The organism is Streptomyces sp. SID8374 (genome assembly GCF_009865135.1).
Taxonomy (GTDB): Bacteria; Actinomycetota; Actinomycetes; order Streptomycetales; family Streptomycetaceae; genus Streptomyces.
This window is the reverse complement of record NZ_WWGH01000001.1, coordinates 3,206,731-3,222,797: the sequence shown is the minus strand read 5'-3', so window position 1 is coordinate 3,222,797 and position 16,067 is coordinate 3,206,731. Positions and strand designations below refer to the sequence as shown.

At 66.9% G+C, this 16,067-nt stretch carries 10 protein-coding genes and 3 rRNA genes; 12 read left to right on the top strand and 1 reads right to left on the bottom strand.

The annotated features are described in order from the left end of the window. Window positions 1-70 precede the first annotated feature (70 nt). The gene (locus GTY67_RS14355; protein ID WP_161280084.1) at window positions 71-2,242 is read right to left on the bottom strand and encodes a protein kinase; all 2,172 of its coding nucleotides are present in this window, start codon (window positions 2,240-2,242) and stop codon (window positions 71-73) included. 134 nt (window positions 2,243-2,376) lie between these two features. Between GTY67_RS14355 and GTY67_RS14350 the strand changes: the two genes are divergently transcribed. The 12 genes from GTY67_RS14350 to GTY67_RS14295 all read left to right on the top strand — a co-directional run bounded on the left by GTY67_RS14350 (window position 2,377) and on the right by GTY67_RS14295 (window position 15,946). Next, window positions 2,377-2,715 (top strand): SH3 domain-containing protein, encoded by a 339-nt coding sequence (locus GTY67_RS14350; RefSeq protein ID WP_093693389.1) that lies wholly within the window; start codon window positions 2,377-2,379, stop codon window positions 2,713-2,715. 57 nt (window positions 2,716-2,772) lie between these two features. Further along, window positions 2,773-3,303 carry a hypothetical protein gene (locus GTY67_RS14345; RefSeq protein WP_161278963.1) on the top strand — a complete coding sequence of 177 codons (531 nt, stop codon included), beginning with the start codon at window positions 2,773-2,775 and terminating at the stop codon, window positions 3,301-3,303. A gap of 256 nt (window positions 3,304-3,559) precedes the next feature. Next, a complete protein-coding gene (locus tag GTY67_RS14340; protein WP_161278962.1) occupies window positions 3,560-4,345 on the top strand; it encodes an ABC transporter ATP-binding protein in 786 nt (261 codons plus the stop codon). Next, a complete protein-coding gene (locus GTY67_RS14335; protein ID WP_161278961.1) occupies window positions 4,342-5,118 on the top strand; it encodes an ABC transporter permease in 777 nt (258 codons plus the stop codon). Before GTY67_RS14340 ends, GTY67_RS14335 begins: the two co-directional genes overlap by 4 nt. Window positions 5,119-5,218: 100 nt before the next feature. Next, window positions 5,219-6,028, top strand: coding sequence for a pyrroline-5-carboxylate reductase (gene proC / locus GTY67_RS14330; RefSeq protein WP_161278960.1), 810 nt, complete (start codon window positions 5,219-5,221; stop codon window positions 6,026-6,028). A 734-nt stretch (window positions 6,029-6,762) separates the two neighbouring features. Beyond that, a 16S ribosomal RNA gene (locus GTY67_RS14325) occupies window positions 6,763-8,288 on the top strand. 295 nt (window positions 8,289-8,583) lie between these two features. Next, window positions 8,584-11,708 (top strand): 23S ribosomal RNA (locus GTY67_RS14320). 77 nt (window positions 11,709-11,785) lie between these two features. Continuing rightward, window positions 11,786-11,902: ribosomal RNA gene (gene rrf, locus GTY67_RS14315) — 5S ribosomal RNA — on the top strand. The 16S, 23S and 5S rRNA genes sit together here, the layout of an rRNA operon. A gap of 71 nt (window positions 11,903-11,973) precedes the next feature. After that, entirely contained in the window at window positions 11,974-12,618 is a 645-nt protein-coding gene (locus GTY67_RS14310) for an HAD family hydrolase (protein WP_093692182.1), read from the top strand. Window positions 12,619-12,660: 42 nt separating this feature from the next. Further along, the gene (locus tag GTY67_RS14305) at window positions 12,661-13,881 is read left to right on the top strand and encodes an MFS transporter (protein ID WP_161278959.1); all 1,221 of its coding nucleotides are present in this window, start codon (window positions 12,661-12,663) and stop codon (window positions 13,879-13,881) included. Continuing rightward, window positions 13,850-15,022 (top strand): acetoin utilization protein AcuC, encoded by a 1,173-nt coding sequence (locus GTY67_RS14300; protein WP_161278958.1) that lies wholly within the window; start codon window positions 13,850-13,852, stop codon window positions 15,020-15,022. Before GTY67_RS14305 ends, GTY67_RS14300 begins: the two co-directional genes overlap by 32 nt. 108 nt (window positions 15,023-15,130) lie before the next feature. After that, window positions 15,131-15,946 carry a phosphatase gene (locus GTY67_RS14295; RefSeq protein ID WP_093692176.1) on the top strand — a complete coding sequence of 272 codons (816 nt, stop codon included), beginning with the start codon at window positions 15,131-15,133 and terminating at the stop codon, window positions 15,944-15,946. Window positions 15,947-16,067: the final 121 nt, after the last annotated feature.

The window sequence follows — 16,067 nt, the reverse complement described above, 5'->3', positions numbered from 1 at the left end:
AGAGCCCCGGGTGGACCCGCACCCGCACCCGCCCCAGCCAACGGCGCCAACGGCGCCAAGCGCACGCCCCTCACCAACCCCCCGGCCCCAGCCCATCCACCGCGAACACCGACCCGTCCGGCGCCGTCCCCACGACCACCCGCCCCGCCGCCACCGGGGCGGGCAGGTCGGAGGCGTACGTCAGCTTCCCCCCGCTCAACCGCGCCCGCGTCTGCCCCACCAGCGCCCCCCGCCCCGTGTCGACGGCCAGCAGCCGCCCGTCCGCAGCGGAGAAGTACAGGTGCCCGCCCTCCCCGAGCACCGGCGCCGACGCCCGCCCCACCCCGGTCTCCAGCCGCCACAACTCCGCGTCCCCGCCGGCCGGCTCCGCCGTGTCCACGGCCAGCAGCGAGCCACCCCGGGCCAGCAGATACGCCGCGTCCCCGCCCATCACCACCTGCGGCTCATCCAGCCGGAAAGGCAGCGCGACCCGGACGGCCGTCCGCTTCCCGGGCGCGTACCGCACCAGCCCGACCGTCTGCATGTCCGCGTTCATCTCCGTCAGGACCAGCTCCCCGGCCCCGGCCGTGGCGACCGGCGTCAGCATCCCGTCCAGCCGCCGCTGCCACGCCACCCGCCCGCTCCCCGCGTCCACGGCGGTCACCAGGGTCGAGGTGCCGGACGCCGAGTGCTCGGCGGCGTACACGAGGCCGGACGCCTCGTCGTACAGCCCGAAGTCCGGCCGCGTGTGCCCCTTCAGCGGGCGCTCCCACAGCTCCACCCCGCTCGCGCCGTCCAGCGCCGTCACCGTGCCGCCGTCCGCGACGACCAGCAGCGTGGACCCGGCGGGGAACGCGGAGCCGGGACTCGCGGAGAGGCCGGTCTCCCGGACCGGGACGCCCTTCACCGGGTCGTACGCGCGCAGCTTCCCGTCCGGCCCCGCCGACAGCACCACCCCGCCTGAGACGATCGGCGCCGAGGCGTCGCGGAGCGCGGTGTTCCGGTCCGACCAGACCACACGCCCGTCCGCCGGGTCGATCCGCGCGGTTCCGGTCCCGGCCACCGCGCAGTACAGCGCCGCGCCCGCCCCGGCGGAGGCGCAGACGGGGGTGGCGCTGCCGGAGGTCCGCAGCGCGGTGCTCCACGGCGAGAAGGCGGCACCCTCCGCGGCCTTCCCCTCCGTCGTACGCTCCGGAGCCGCCGCAGACCCGCCGCCCCCACCACCGCCCCACAACGCGAACCCCCCGGCACCCGCCCCCGCCACCACCAGAAGCAGCGCGGCCGCGAGAACCAACCGCCCACGCGTCGGCCGCCACCGCCGATGAGGAACCGCCCCACGCACATGCGTCGCGTCCTCGGCCCCTTCCCGCTCCTCCACCGCGGCGATGGACCCCACGGCCGGCCGCCGCTGAGCCGGTATGAACGCGGCGGCCTCGTACGAAGGCGGCCGCAGCGCCGCCATCACCTCGTCCGGCGTCGGCCGCGCGGCCGGATCCTTCGCCAGGCACCGCCCGACCAGCTCCGCGAGATCCTCCGGCACCCCGCTCAGATCCGGTTCGTCGTGCACCACCTGGTACGCCACGATGTACGGGCTGTCCGAGTCGAACGGCCCCCGCCCCGTCGCCGCGTGCACGAGCACCGCCCCCAGCGCGAACACATCGGCGGCGGGCCCCACTTCACGCGGCCGCTGGAACTGCTCGGGCGCCATGTAGGGCGGCGAACCGATCAGCTTGCCGGTCTCGGTGCGCAGATCACTGTCGTACGGGCGCGAGATCCCGAAGTCGATGACCTTCGGGCCCGCGTCGGAGAGCAGCACGTTGCTCGGCTTGAGGTCGCGGTGGATGACACCGGCCCGGTGGATGTCCCGCAGCGCCTCGGCCAGCCCGGCGGTCAGCCTGCGCAGCTCGGCGGGGGCCAGCGGCCCGTTCCGCTTCACCTGCTCGGCGAGGGTCGGCCCGGGCACGTACAGGGTGGCCATCCACGGCCGTACGGCCTCCGGATCGGCGTCCACGACCGGCGCGGTGAACGCCCCGCTCACCCGCCGCGCGGCCGCCACCTCCTGCCGGAACCGGGCCCTGAACTCGGGGTCCGCCGCGTACGGCCGGTGCACCACCTTCACCGCGAGCTGGAGCCCGGAGGCGGAGCGCGCCAGATGGACGACGCCCATGCCGCCCGAGCCGAGACATGCCTCAAGGCGGTAGGTACCCGCATATTCCGGAAACTCCGCTTCCGGATGCGCTCCGGCCCCTGGCAGCGGCGGCATCGCCCACCCCCGTGTGTTGATGCGCAAGCGCGACGCACGGAGCCTAGTCGATGGTGCGTGCGAGTGGCGTGGGGCTTGTTAGCCTGCGCGTCGTACGGCTTCGTACACATCGTTTCTCAACGGGGGAGGCCCGCATGGGCGTTGACGAGCAGACCACGGACGGGGCGGCGACGGCGGCCGCGGCGCCGGAGGAAATCACCACCGCCGCCGCGGCACCGGCCTCATCGCACAGATACCCGATCGCCCCGGGCTACCGGGTCAACGTCCGCACCGGCCCCGGCACCAGCTACCGGATCGTGCGGACGCTCCCGGTCGGGATGAAGGTCCCGATCTACTGCCAGAAGCCGGGGGAGCGGGTCACCGGCCCGTACGGCACGTCGAACCTCTGGTGCAACATCGCCAACGGCGAGTTCATCTCGGACACCTACGTCTACACGGGCAGCGACGGCTACGTAGCTCCGCGCTGCGACTGACCGGACCACCGAGCCGCTCGCTCACGGGGCGCCCCCCGTCCGGGGATAATCGACCCCGTGAGCGAGAAGAGCGAGAACAGCGAAACACCCGGTACCCCCACACCCCCGGGCACACCCCCCGGCCCGCAGCCCGAGCCGATCCGCTTCTTCGGGACGACCTGGGTCGACCACGACGGCGGCTACGGGCTGCGCCGCGTCGGCGTCGCGGTCGGCTCGCTGGCCACCGCCGTGGCCGCCTGCTTCGTCCTGCGCTTCGCCTTCCAGGGCCTGGAGATCGCGGAGGTCGGCAGCCTCGTCGGGATGCTGGTGATCGTGATGTTCGCGATCTGTAGCGCCATCGCGTTCCGCAAGACCTGGGAGGGCTTCGGCGCCCGCCCCAAGGACCCGGCCCGCGAGGACACCCTGCGCGGCCTGAAGTCGATCGGCTTCATCGGCTCGCTGCTCGCCTACTTCTTCCGCTCGTTCATCGAGGCCCCGGGCGAGAAGCTGCGCCGCGCGGAGTACGAGAGCGCCCGCGCCCAGTTCGAGAAGCGCCGCTCGTCCCGCACGGGCAACCCGGCGGCCCGCAAGCGCCCGAAGCGCCGCTGACGTACAGAAGACCCCTCACGTAGGAACACTCCTGACGTTACGGGGCCGAGCCCAACGCCCCCTCCCGCTGCCCGCCCTCCTCACCCGGGCTCGCCCCCACCCCCTCCGCCCGCCGGGCCTCACGCTGCGCGGCCCACCCCTCCAGCTCGACCGGCAGGGCATCCAGCGCGTCCAGCAACTGCCGCTGCCCGGCAGGAGGCCGACGAGCAGTCCGCCCCCTTGACGGCGGGACACCCCCGGGTCTGTAATTCATCACATGATGAATTACAGACCCGGGAAGGCCCAGCCACCCCCAGCGGTCCAGGCCCGCGACCTCACAGTCGTACGAGGGGCTCGCCCGGTCCTGCGCGCCCTCGACTTCACCCTCGAACCCGGCACCATCACCGGCCTCCTCGGCCCCTCGGGCTGCGGAAAGACCACCCTCATGCGCGCGGTCGCCGGCACCCAGGCCAAGGTGACCGGCACGCTCACCGTCCTCGGCCACCCCGCAGGATCCCCGGCCCTGCGCCCCCGCATCGGCTACGTCACCCAGGAGCCCTCCGTCTACACGGACCTCACCGTCCGCCAGAACCTCGACTACTTCGCCGCCGTCCTGCACCCCGGCCGCGCCCACCGGGAGACCCGCCGAGCCGCAGTGGCACGCGCCGTCGAGGAGGTGGACCTGACCACCCACGCCGACGCCCTCGCCGCCACACTCTCCGGCGGCCAGCGCAGCCGCGTCTCCCTGGCCGTCGCCCTGCTCTCCACCCCCGACCTGCTGGTCCTGGACGAACCGACGGTCGGCCTGGACCCCGTACTCCGCCGCGACCTGTGGGACCTCTTCCACCGCCTGGCCGCCGACCGGGGCACCACCCTCCTCATCTCGTCCCACGTCATGGACGAGGCCGAACGCTGCCACCGCCTCCTCCTCATGCGCGAGGGCCGCATCCTCGCCGAGGACACCCCCGACGCACTGCGCACCCGCACCGGCACGGAGACGGTCGAGGAGGCCTTCCTGCACCTGGTCGACGAGGCGAACCGACCCGAGGAGCCCACACCATGACCACCCCGACAGCGCCCTCCACAGGCCGACGGCCCCTGACCCCCTCCCGTACGACGGCCTCGGCCGCCCGGGTCCTGCGCCAGCTCCGCCACGACCCGCGCACCATCGCACTCCTCCTGATCGTCCCGGTCGCGATGATCACGCTGCTCCGTTACGTCTTCGACGGCGCCCCCGACACGTTCGACGCGATCGGCGCCTCGCTCCTCGGCATCTTCCCGCTGATCACGATGTTCCTGGTGACCTCGATCGCCACCCTGCGCGAACGCACCTCGGGCACCCTGGAGCGCCTCCTCGCCCTCCCGCTCGGCAAGGGCGACCTGATCGCGGGGTACGCCCTCGCGTTCGGCGCGATCGCGGTCGTCCAGTCCGCCCTGGCGACGGCCGTCTCCGTCTGGCTGCTCGGCCTGGACGTCATGGGCTCACCGTGGCTGCTGCTCCTGGTCGCCCTCCTCGACGCTCTGCTCGGCACGGCGCTGGGCCTGTTCGTCTCAGCGTTCGCGGCCTCCGAGTTCCAGGCCGTCCAGTTCATGCCGGCGGTGATCTTCCCCCAGCTCCTGCTCTGCGGCCTGTTCATCCCGCGCGACCAGATGCACCCGGCCCTGGAGGCGATCTCGAACGTCCTCCCCATGTCGTACGCCGTCGACGGCATGAACCAGGTCCTCCACCACCCCGACCTCACCGGCGACTTCCTCCGGGACATCGCGGTGGTGGCGGGAAGCGCACTCCTGGTCCTCTGCCTGGGCGCGATCACCCTGCGCCGCCGCACGGCCTGAGACGCCACCGCACGACCTGAGCCCCCGGTGCGAGGATGACGGGAAGGACGACAGTCACGACCCCGACCCTGAACCTGAGCACCGCCCGGAGGGTGAACGCATGACCCAGACAGTCGCAGTCCTCGGTACCGGCAAGATCGGCGAGGCCCTCCTGAGCGGCATGATCCGGGCGGGCTGGCGACCGGCCGACCTCCTGGTGACCACACGCCGCACCGAGCGGGCCGAGGAACTGCACACGCGTTACGGAGTCGAGTCGGTCAGCAACGCCGAGGCGGCAAAGGCGGCGGACATCCTCATCCTGGCCGTGAAGCCGCAGGACATGGGAAAGCTCCTCGACGAGCTGGCCCCGCACGTGGGCACCGACCGCCTGGTCATCAGCGCGGCCGCCGGCATCACCACCACCTTCATCGAGGACCGCCTCACCGCGGGCACCCCGGTCGTCAGGGTCATGCCCAACACCCCGGTCCTGGTCGACGAGGGCATGTCCGTCATCTCGGCGGGCAGCCACGCAACCGGCGCGCACCTCACCACCACCGAGGAGATCTTCGGCGGCGTCGGCAAGACCCTGCGCGTCCCGGAGTCCCAGCAGGACGCGGCCACCGCCCTCTCCGGCTCGGGCCCCGCCTACTTCTACTTCCTGGTCGAGGCCATGACCGACGCGGGCATCCTGCTCGGCCTGCCCCGCGCCCAGGCCCACGACCTCATCGTCCAGGCCGCCATCGGCGCGGCCGTGATGCTCCGCGACAGCGGCGAACACCCCGTCAAGCTCCGCGAGGCCGTCACCAGCCCCGCCGGCACCACGATCAGCGCCATCCGCGAACTGGAGAACCACGGCGTACGGGCCGCTCTCATCGCCGCCCTCGAAGCCGCCCGCGACCGCAGCCGCGAACTCGCCTCCGGCAACGGCTGACCGCCCCCGAGCCGCCACCCCGCCCCCCGGCCACCGCACCCGAGGCCGGGGGTTGACACACTCGAACCGGAACCGTAATGTGCTCCGAGTTGTCCGACGTGAGCGCCGACCCCGGTCGGTCCCCGGACAGCCATTCCGCAGTGACCACGACCAGCAGCGACCTCGTGTCGCCTGCTTTTTCGTGCGCATTAGCGAAATGAGGAATCCGCGTTCGAAGGGACGCACCCCGATTAGCGTCGGGGGCCAGGAATCCGCTAAAGTCTCACTCGTCGGAACGGCCCAACGGCCGGGAAGGCAAAGCCCGCTGACTGGGAGTCAGGCCCGAAAGGATCTGATAGAGTCGGACTCGCCGGAAAGGGAAAATGCGAAAGCGAAGAACCTGGAAAGCGAAACTGCTTGACCCGCTTCGACCGGGAATCGGACACGAAAGAGTCTGATAGAGTCGGAAACGCAAGACAGGAAAGAAAACGAAGGGAAGCGCCCGGAGGGCCCCGGTGAAACGGGACCGAAGGAAGCGTCCGTTCCTTGAGAACTCAACAGCGTGCCAAAAGTCAACGCCAGATATGTTGATACCCCGGCCTGCACCTGGTGCAGGTTGGTGGTTCCTTTGAAAAGTCCTACCGGTCCACTTCGGTGACGGTAGGCAATTACACAGCGAGGACGCTGTGAACAACGGGTCTTATTCCGACCGGTTGTTCCGCTCTCGTGTGTGTGCACCCGATTACGGGTAAACATTCACGGAGAGTTTGATCCTGGCTCAGGACGAACGCTGGCGGCGTGCTTAACACATGCAAGTCGAACGATGAAGCCTTTCGGGGTGGATTAGTGGCGAACGGGTGAGTAACACGTGGGCAATCTGCCCTTCACTCTGGGACAAGCCCTGGAAACGGGGTCTAATACCGGATAACACTCTGTCCCGCATGGGACGGGGTTAAAAGCTCCGGCGGTGAAGGATGAGCCCGCGGCCTATCAGCTTGTTGGTGGGGTAATGGCCTACCAAGGCGACGACGGGTAGCCGGCCTGAGAGGGCGACCGGCCACACTGGGACTGAGACACGGCCCAGACTCCTACGGGAGGCAGCAGTGGGGAATATTGCACAATGGGCGAAAGCCTGATGCAGCGACGCCGCGTGAGGGATGACGGCCTTCGGGTTGTAAACCTCTTTCAGCAGGGAAGAAGCGAAAGTGACGGTACCTGCAGAAGAAGCGCCGGCTAACTACGTGCCAGCAGCCGCGGTAATACGTAGGGCGCAAGCGTTGTCCGGAATTATTGGGCGTAAAGAGCTCGTAGGCGGCTTGTCACGTCGGATGTGAAAGCCCGGGGCTTAACCCCGGGTCTGCATTCGATACGGGCTAGCTAGAGTGTGGTAGGGGAGATCGGAATTCCTGGTGTAGCGGTGAAATGCGCAGATATCAGGAGGAACACCGGTGGCGAAGGCGGATCTCTGGGCCATTACTGACGCTGAGGAGCGAAAGCGTGGGGAGCGAACAGGATTAGATACCCTGGTAGTCCACGCCGTAAACGTTGGGAACTAGGTGTTGGCGACATTCCACGTCGTCGGTGCCGCAGCTAACGCATTAAGTTCCCCGCCTGGGGAGTACGGCCGCAAGGCTAAAACTCAAAGGAATTGACGGGGGCCCGCACAAGCAGCGGAGCATGTGGCTTAATTCGACGCAACGCGAAGAACCTTACCAAGGCTTGACATATACCGGAAAGCATCAGAGATGGTGCCCCCCTTGTGGTCGGTATACAGGTGGTGCATGGCTGTCGTCAGCTCGTGTCGTGAGATGTTGGGTTAAGTCCCGCAACGAGCGCAACCCTTGTTCTGTGTTGCCAGCATGCCCTTCGGGGTGATGGGGACTCACAGGAGACTGCCGGGGTCAACTCGGAGGAAGGTGGGGACGACGTCAAGTCATCATGCCCCTTATGTCTTGGGCTGCACACGTGCTACAATGGCCGGTACAATGAGCTGCGATGCCGCGAGGCGGAGCGAATCTCAAAAAGCCGGTCTCAGTTCGGATTGGGGTCTGCAACTCGACCCCATGAAGTCGGAGTTGCTAGTAATCGCAGATCAGCATTGCTGCGGTGAATACGTTCCCGGGCCTTGTACACACCGCCCGTCACGTCACGAAAGTCGGTAACACCCGAAGCCGGTGGCCCAACCCCTTGTGGGAGGGAGCTGTCGAAGGTGGGACTGGCGATTGGGACGAAGTCGTAACAAGGTAGCCGTACCGGAAGGTGCGGCTGGATCACCTCCTTTCTAAGGAGCATCTAGATCCCTTCGGGGATCCAGAGCCACTACGTCGGCAAATGTTCGACGGTGGTCAGCTCATGGGTGGAACGTTGACTATTCGGCACGACAGGTTGGTTGTCACTAGTACTGCTTCGGCGTGGAACGTGGGGATGGATCGGTCGGGTCGGGCACGCTGTTGGGTATCTGAAGGTACGGCCGTAAGGTCGCCTTCGATCCGGCCCCAGTGAACTCACCTGTACAGGGTGGGGTGGTGGGTGGCTGGTCGTTGTTTGAGAACTGCACAGTGGACGCGAGCATCTGTGGCCAAGTTTTTAAGGGCGCACGGTGGATGCCTTGGCACCAGGAACCGATGAAGGACGTGGGAGGCCACGATAGTCCCCGGGGAGCTGTCAACCAAGCTTTGATCCGGGGGTTTCCGAATGGGGAAACCCGGCAGTCGTCATGGGCTGTCACCCGCTGCTGAACACATAGGCAGTGTGGAGGGAACGAGGGGAAGTGAAACATCTCAGTACCCTCAGGAAGAGAAAACAACCGTGATTCCGGGAGTAGTGGCGAGCGAAACTGGATGAGGCCAAACCGTATGCGTGTGATACCCGGCAGGGGTTGCGCATACGGGGTTGTGGGAGTTCTCTTGATCAATCTGCCGATTGGTCGGCAAGTCAGAAACCGTTGATGTAGGCGAAGGACATGCGAAAGGTCCGGCGTAGAGGGTAAGACCCCCGTAGCTGAAACATCAACGGCTTGCTTGAGAACCACCCAAGTAGCACGGGGCCCGAGAAATCCCGTGTGAATCTGGCGGGACCACCCGCTAAGCCTAAATATTCCCTGGTGACCGATAGCGGATAGTACCGTGAGGGAATGGTGAAAAGTACCGCGGGAGCGGAGTGAAATAGTACCTGAAACCGTGTGCCTACAAGCCGTGGGAGCGTCGCTGTGTGTGCTTGCACATGCAGTCGTGACTGCGTGCCTTTTGAAGAATGAGCCTGCGAGTTAGCGGTGTGTAGCGAGGTTAACCCGTGTGGGGAAGCCGTAGCGAAAGCGAGTCCGAATAGGGCGAACTAGTTGCACGCTCTAGACCCGAAGCGGAGTGATCTAGCCATGGGCAGGTTGAAGCGGAGGTAAGACTTCGTGGAGGACCGAACCCACCAGGGTTGAAAACCTGGGGGATGACCTGTGGTTAGGGGTGAAAGGCCAATCAAACTCCGTGATAGCTGGTTCTCCCCGAAATGCATTTAGGTGCAGCGTCGTGTGTTTCTTGCCGGAGGTAGAGCACTGGATAGGCGATGGGCCCTACCGGGTTACTGACCTTAGCCAAACTCCGAATGCCGGTAAGTGAGAGCGCGGCAGTGAGACTGTGGGGGATAAGCTCCATGGTCGAGAGGGAAACAGCCCAGAGCATCGACTAAGGCCCCTAAGCGTACGCTAAGTGGGAAAGGATGTGGAGTCGCAGAGACAACCAGGAGGTTGGCTTAGAAGCAGCCACCCTTGAAAGAGTGCGTAATAGCTCACTGGTCAAGTGATTCCGCGCCGACAATGTAGCGGGGCTCAAGCGTACCGCCGAAGTCGTGTCATTCCAGCATGTACCCCCAACGGGGGCTGGGATGGGTAGGGGAGCGTCGTGTGCCGGGTGAAGCAGCCGCGGAAGCGAGTTGTGGACGGTTCACGAGTGAGAATGCAGGCATGAGTAGCGATACACACGTGAGAAACGTGTGCGCCGATTGACTAAGGGTTCCTGGGTCAAGCTGATCTGCCCAGGGTAAGTCGGGACCTAAGGCGAGGCCGACAGGCGTAGTCGATGGACAACCGGTTGATATTCCGGTACCCGCTTTGAAACGCCCAGTACTGAATCAGGCGATGCTAAGTCCGTGAAGCCGGCCCGATCTCTTCGGAGTTGAGGGTAGTGGTGGAGCCGATGAACCAGACTTGTAGTAGGTAAGCGATGGGGTGACGCAGGAAGGTAGTCCAGCCCGGGCGGTGGTTGTCCCGGGGTAAGGGTGTAGGACGCACGGTAGGTAAATCCGTCGTGCATGAAGTCTGAGACCTGATGCCGAGCCGATTGTGGTGAAGTGGATGATCCTATGCTGTCGAGAAAAGCCTCTAGCGAGTTTCATGGCGGCCCGTACCCTAAACCGACTCAGGTGGTCAGGTAGAGAATACCGAGGCGTTCGGGTGAACTATGGTTAAGGAACTCGGCAAAATGCCCCCGTAACTTCGGGAGAAGGGGGGCCATCACTGGTGATCCGATTTACTCGGTGAGCTGGGGGTGGCCGCAGAGACCAGCGAGAAGCGACTGTTTACTAAAAACACAGGTCCGTGCGAAGCCGTAAGGCGATGTATACGGACTGACGCCTGCCCGGTGCTGGAACGTTAAGGGGACCGGTTAGTGCACTTTCGGGTGTGCAAAGCTGAGAACTTAAGCGCCAGTAAACGGCGGTGGTAACTATAACCATCCTAAGGTAGCGAAATTCCTTGTCGGGTAAGTTCCGACCTGCACGAATGGCGTAACGACTTCTCGACTGTCTCAACCATAGGCCCGGTGAAATTGCACTACGAGTAAAGATGCTCGTTTCGCGCAGCAGGACGGAAAGACCCCGGGACCTTTACTATAGTTTGATATTGGTGTTCGGTTCGGCTTGTGTAGGATAGGTGGGAGACTGTGAAGCGGCCACGCCAGTGGTTGTGGAGTCGTCGTTGAAATACCACTCTGGTCGTGCTGGATGTCTAACCTGGGTCCGTGATCCGGATCAGGGACAGTGTCTGATGGGTAGTTTAACTGGGGCGGTTGCCTCCTAAAGAGTAACGGAGGCGCCCAAAGGTTCCCTCAGCCTGGTTGGCAATCAGGTGTTGAGTGTAAGTGCACAAGGGAGCTTGACTGTGAGACCGACGGGTCGAGCAGGGACGAAAGTCGGGACTAGTGATCCGGCAGTGGCTTGTGGAAGCGCTGTCGCTCAACGGATAAAAGGTACCCCGGGGATAACAGGCTGATCTTCCCCAAGAGTCCATATCGACGGGATGGTTTGGCACCTCGATGTCGGCTCGTCGCATCCTGGGGCTGGAGTCGGTCCCAAGGGTTGGGCTGTTCGCCCATTAAAGCGGTACGCGAGCTGGGTTTAGAACGTCGTGAGACAGTTCGGTCCCTATCCGCTGTGCGCGTAGGAATATTGAGAAGGGCTGTCCCTAGTACGAGAGGACCGGGACGGACGAACCTCTGGTGTGCCAGTTGTCCTGCCAAGGGCATGGCTGGTTGGCTACGTTCGGAAAGGATAACCGCTGAAAGCATCTAAGCGGGAAGCCTGCTTCGAGATGAGTATTCCCACCCTCTTGAGGGGTTAAGGCTCCCAGTAGACGACTGGGTTGATAGGCCAGATGTGGAAGCCCGGTAACGGGTGGAGCTGACTGGTACTAATAGGCCGAGGGCTTGTCCTCAGTTGCTCGCGTCCACTGTGTTGGTTCTGAAATAACGAACGGCCGTGTTTTTATCCGGTGTTCAAATTTCATAGTGTTTCGGTGGTCATTGCGTTAGGGAAACGCCCGGTTACATTCCGAACCCGGAAGCTAAGCCTTTCAGCGCCGATGGTACTGCAGGGGGGACCCTGTGGGAGAGTAGGACGCCGCCGAACAATTTTTCCGGGAAAGCCCCGCACCGTATGGTGCGGGGCTTTTCTGCGTTCCGAACGTCTAGGGTCGAACCATGCGCTACGAACTGGTCATCTTCGACAACGATGGTGTGCTCGTCGACAGTGAGCCGATCGCCAACACCATCCTCGCCGGCTACCTCACCGAGCTCGGTCACCCCACCTCGTACGAGGAGTCCCTCCGCGACTACATGGGGGCCGCCGTGCACCGGGTGCACGACCTCGTCGAGGAGCGGGGTGGCGAGAAGCTTCCTGCGGACTTCGAGGACACCCTCCACGCCCGTACCTTTGCCGCTTTCCAGCAGGAGCTGGTGGCGGTGGACGGGGCCGAGGAGCTGCTCGGCAAGCTCGTCGCCGACGGGGTCGACTACTGCGTCGCCTCCTCCGGGAGCCACGAGAAGATCCGCGTCGGGCACCGCAGGACCGGACTCGACCAGTGGTTCGAGGAGGAGTGGATCTTCAGCTCGGAGGACGTCGGGCGGGGCAAGCCGGCGCCGGACCTGTTCCTGCACGCCGCCGCGCGGATGGGCGTCGCGCCGGAGCGGTGCGTCGTCATCGAGGACAGCCCGCTCGGGGTCGAGGCGGCCCGGGCCGCGGGGATGGACGTGTACGGGTTCACGTCGATGATGCCCGCCGACCGGCTGACCGGGGTGACCGGGCACTTCTCGGACATGGCCCAACTCCCGGAACTGCTCGCCTGATCCATCTACCCATGGGTAGATCCTGGGCTTACGCTCGCGGCCATGACAGACGCGGGCAGGACCGATCGGGGCTTGCGGCTCGGCAGGGCTTCACTGGCGCTCAGCTTCGGCGTCCAGGGGGTGGCGTTCGCGCTCCTCGTGACGCGTATCCCCGCCCTTCAGGACCAGTACGGGATATCCGACGGGCTGCTGCCCGCCTTCCTGGCCGCTGTCCCGATCCTGGCGGGCGCCGGCAGCGTACTCACCGAGAAGGTGGTCGCGCGGGTGCGGCCCGGTGTCGTCCTGCGGTGGGCGCAGCCCCTCGTCCTGCTCTCCCTGCTCGGGGTGGGCGCCGGGCGCCAGCTCTGGCACATCGCCGTGGCGCTCGGGGTCTTCGGGCTGGCGGTCGGGGCGCTGGACGCCTCGATGAACATGATGGGCGTCAGCCTTCAGCGGGCGTACGGGCGCTCCATCATGCTCGGGTTCCACGCCGCGTACAGCCTCGGGGGGGTCGCCGGGGCGTCGCTGGCGTGGGTCGGGGCGCGGTGGGAGCTGTCGTTGTTCGTGTCCTACCTCCCGGTGGTGGCGGTTCTGCTGCCTGCCGCGCTCCTCGGCAGCCGGTGGTACACGGAGGGGCGGAGTCCGGACCCGGGCGGCGGCGAGGCATCGAAGGCTCCCGGCGGCTCCCTCTCGTTCAAGCTGCTGCTGCCGCTCTGTCTGGTGATGTGTTTCGCGTACATCGGTGACTCGACGGTCTCCAACTGGAGTGCCAAGTACCTCCAGGACGTGCTCGGCAGCTCGGAGCAGATGTCGACCCTTCCGTACAACGTCTACATGGTGACGACGCTGCTGGGGCGGGCCGTCGGGGACCTCGGGGTGCGGCGGTTCGGGGCGGTGGCCGTGGTGCGGGGCGGGAGTCTGCTGGCGGCCGGCGGGTTCGCGGTGGTGGCGGGGGCGCCGGGGGCCTGGGTGGGGATGGCCGGATTCACCATGCTGGGGCTCGGGCTCTGTGTGATCGTGCCGCAGACTTTCGCGGCGGCCGGGCGGCTGTTCCCGGGGAACAGTGATGCCGCCGTGGCCCGGCTCAATATCTTCAACTATGTCGGGTTCCTGGTGGGTTCGCCGCTGGTCGGGGTTCTGGGCGATGCGTGGAGTTACCGGGGCGCCATGCTCGTACCGATGGTTCTGGTGCTGGCGACGCTCGTGTATGCCCGCTCGTTCGCGTCGGAGCCCGCCCGATACGGTGGCGGGCATGAGCGGCCGCACACAGCTGATGTGGGATGACGCAGTTACGGGATACGACTTCGGGGAGAGCCACCCCATGGACCCGGTCCGGCTGGCCCTGACGATGGGGCTGGTGCGGGCGTTCGGGCTGGATCAGGCGGTGGATCTGCGGGCGGCGAAGGCCGTGGGGGACTCGACCCTGCGGCTCGTGCACCGGCAGGACTACGTGTCCGCCGTACGGGCCGCCTCCGCCGATCCCCGGGCCGCCGACCAGGATTACGGGCTCGGGACCGTCGACGATCCGGCGTTCGCCGGGATGCACGAGGTGTCCGCACTGATCGCCGGTCTTTCGGTCGGTGCCGCCGAGGCCGTGTGGCGGGGCGAGACCGCGCACGCGGTGAACTTCACCGGGGGGCTGCATCACGCCATGCCGGGCGCGGCCGCCGGGTTCTGCATCTACAACGATCCGGCCCTCGCCATCGCCCGGCTGCTGGAGCTGGGCGCCGAGCGGGTCGCGTACGTCGATGTGGACGTCCACCACGGGGACGGGGTCCAGGCCGCGTTCTGGGAGGACCCGAGGGTTCTGACCATCTCCCTGCACGAGCACCCCCGGACCCTCTTCCCGCAGACCGGGTGGCCGGAGGAGACCGGGGCCGGGGCCGGGGAGGGTTCCGCGGTGAACCTGGCGCTGCCCGCCGGGACCGGGGACGCCGGGTGGCTGCGGGCGTTCCACGCCGTCGTGCCCGAGCTGCTGGCCGATTTCCGGCCGCAGGTGCTCGTCACCCAGCACGGGGCCGATACGCACTTCGAGGACCCGCTCGCCCATCTCGCCGTCTCCCTGGACGCTCAGCGCGCGGTGATGGAGTCCTGTCACGAGCTGGCCCACCGGTACGCCGAGGGCGGGCGGTGGGTGGCGCTCGGCGGGGGCGGGTACGCGGTGGTGGACGTCGTACCCCGGTCGTGGACGCATCTGGTGGCGATCGCCGCGCACGCTCCCGTCGACCCGGAGTCCGTGGTGCCGCCGTCGTGGCGCGATCTCGTCTACGCCCGTACGCGGCAGTTGGGCCCCGGCCGGATGACCGACGGGCGTACGCCCTCCTGGAAGTCCTGGGAGGACGGGTACGACCCGGCGGACCGGCTGGACCAGGCGGTCATCGCGACCCGTAAGGCGGCGTTCCCGCTGCGGGGGCTGCTCGCCTGACCCGACGGCGTACGCGTACGCGGGCATTGTGCCGTGCGGTTACGCCAACGGTGGGGCGTACGGGGAATCCGGCCCGCCCGGACGGGCCCGTACGGCAGCATCCCGAGGGTGTTGAGCACCGGGGCGTTGCGCGCCCATCTGCTGGCGGCCCGGCTGGCCGGGCCCGTGGCCACGTCGCGCGAGAACAGTCTGCGCAGCTACCGGCTGTTCGCCGCGCGCGATCCTCGGGTGATGCTCGGGCTGGCGCCCGAGCGGGCCTGGGGCGAGCCGGAGGTGCTGCGGCTGATGGCCGAGCGGTGCGGGGTCTCGGCCGATCCCGCGCATGTGTCGGGTCCGGACGCGATCGATCCCGAGCGGACGGTGGCGGCGCTGGACGCGTTCGCGGAACGGCTGGGGCGGGTGGCGTCGCTGCGGGCCCCGGTGCTGCTGGGGACCGGGCATCCGCACCGGCTGCTGGGGTTCTACGCCGGGCTGGCAGACGCCTTGTCGTCGGCGGGATGTCCTGTCCTCACCCCGGCGCAGGGGCGATGTATCGACATAACGACCCGGTTCGGCGTACGCACGTACAACCTGGACTACGTACGGGGGGTCGCGCTGGTCCGCGAGCCCGGGGGGCGCCCCACAGGTGGTGAAACCGGCGCACACACGCATTCGCCGCTGCCGGTCCGGGTGGCGCTCCAGGACGCGGCGGAGCGGTACGGGGTGCTTCCGGAGCTGGTGATCGGGGACCACGGGTGGGTCTGCGGCGCAGGTCAGCTCGGTATCGAGGCGATCGGGCCGGCGGATACGGACGATCCCGCGCTCTTCGTCGGGGAGGCCGAGGGGCGGGTTTCGGTCGTCGTGCCTCTCGACGACGGGGTCCGCTCGCACTACTACCGGCCGCTGACGCGCTATGTGCTCCACCGGGCGGGCCTGTCCTCGTAAGTGGCCTGGTCGTCCCTCCTCTTCCCCACTCGCACCACCCGCCCCTAATCTGGGGAGTGAGCGCACAGCGACGAAGAGTCACCGGAGGGGAAGCCGGTGCGCGTCCGGTGCGGAAGGTACA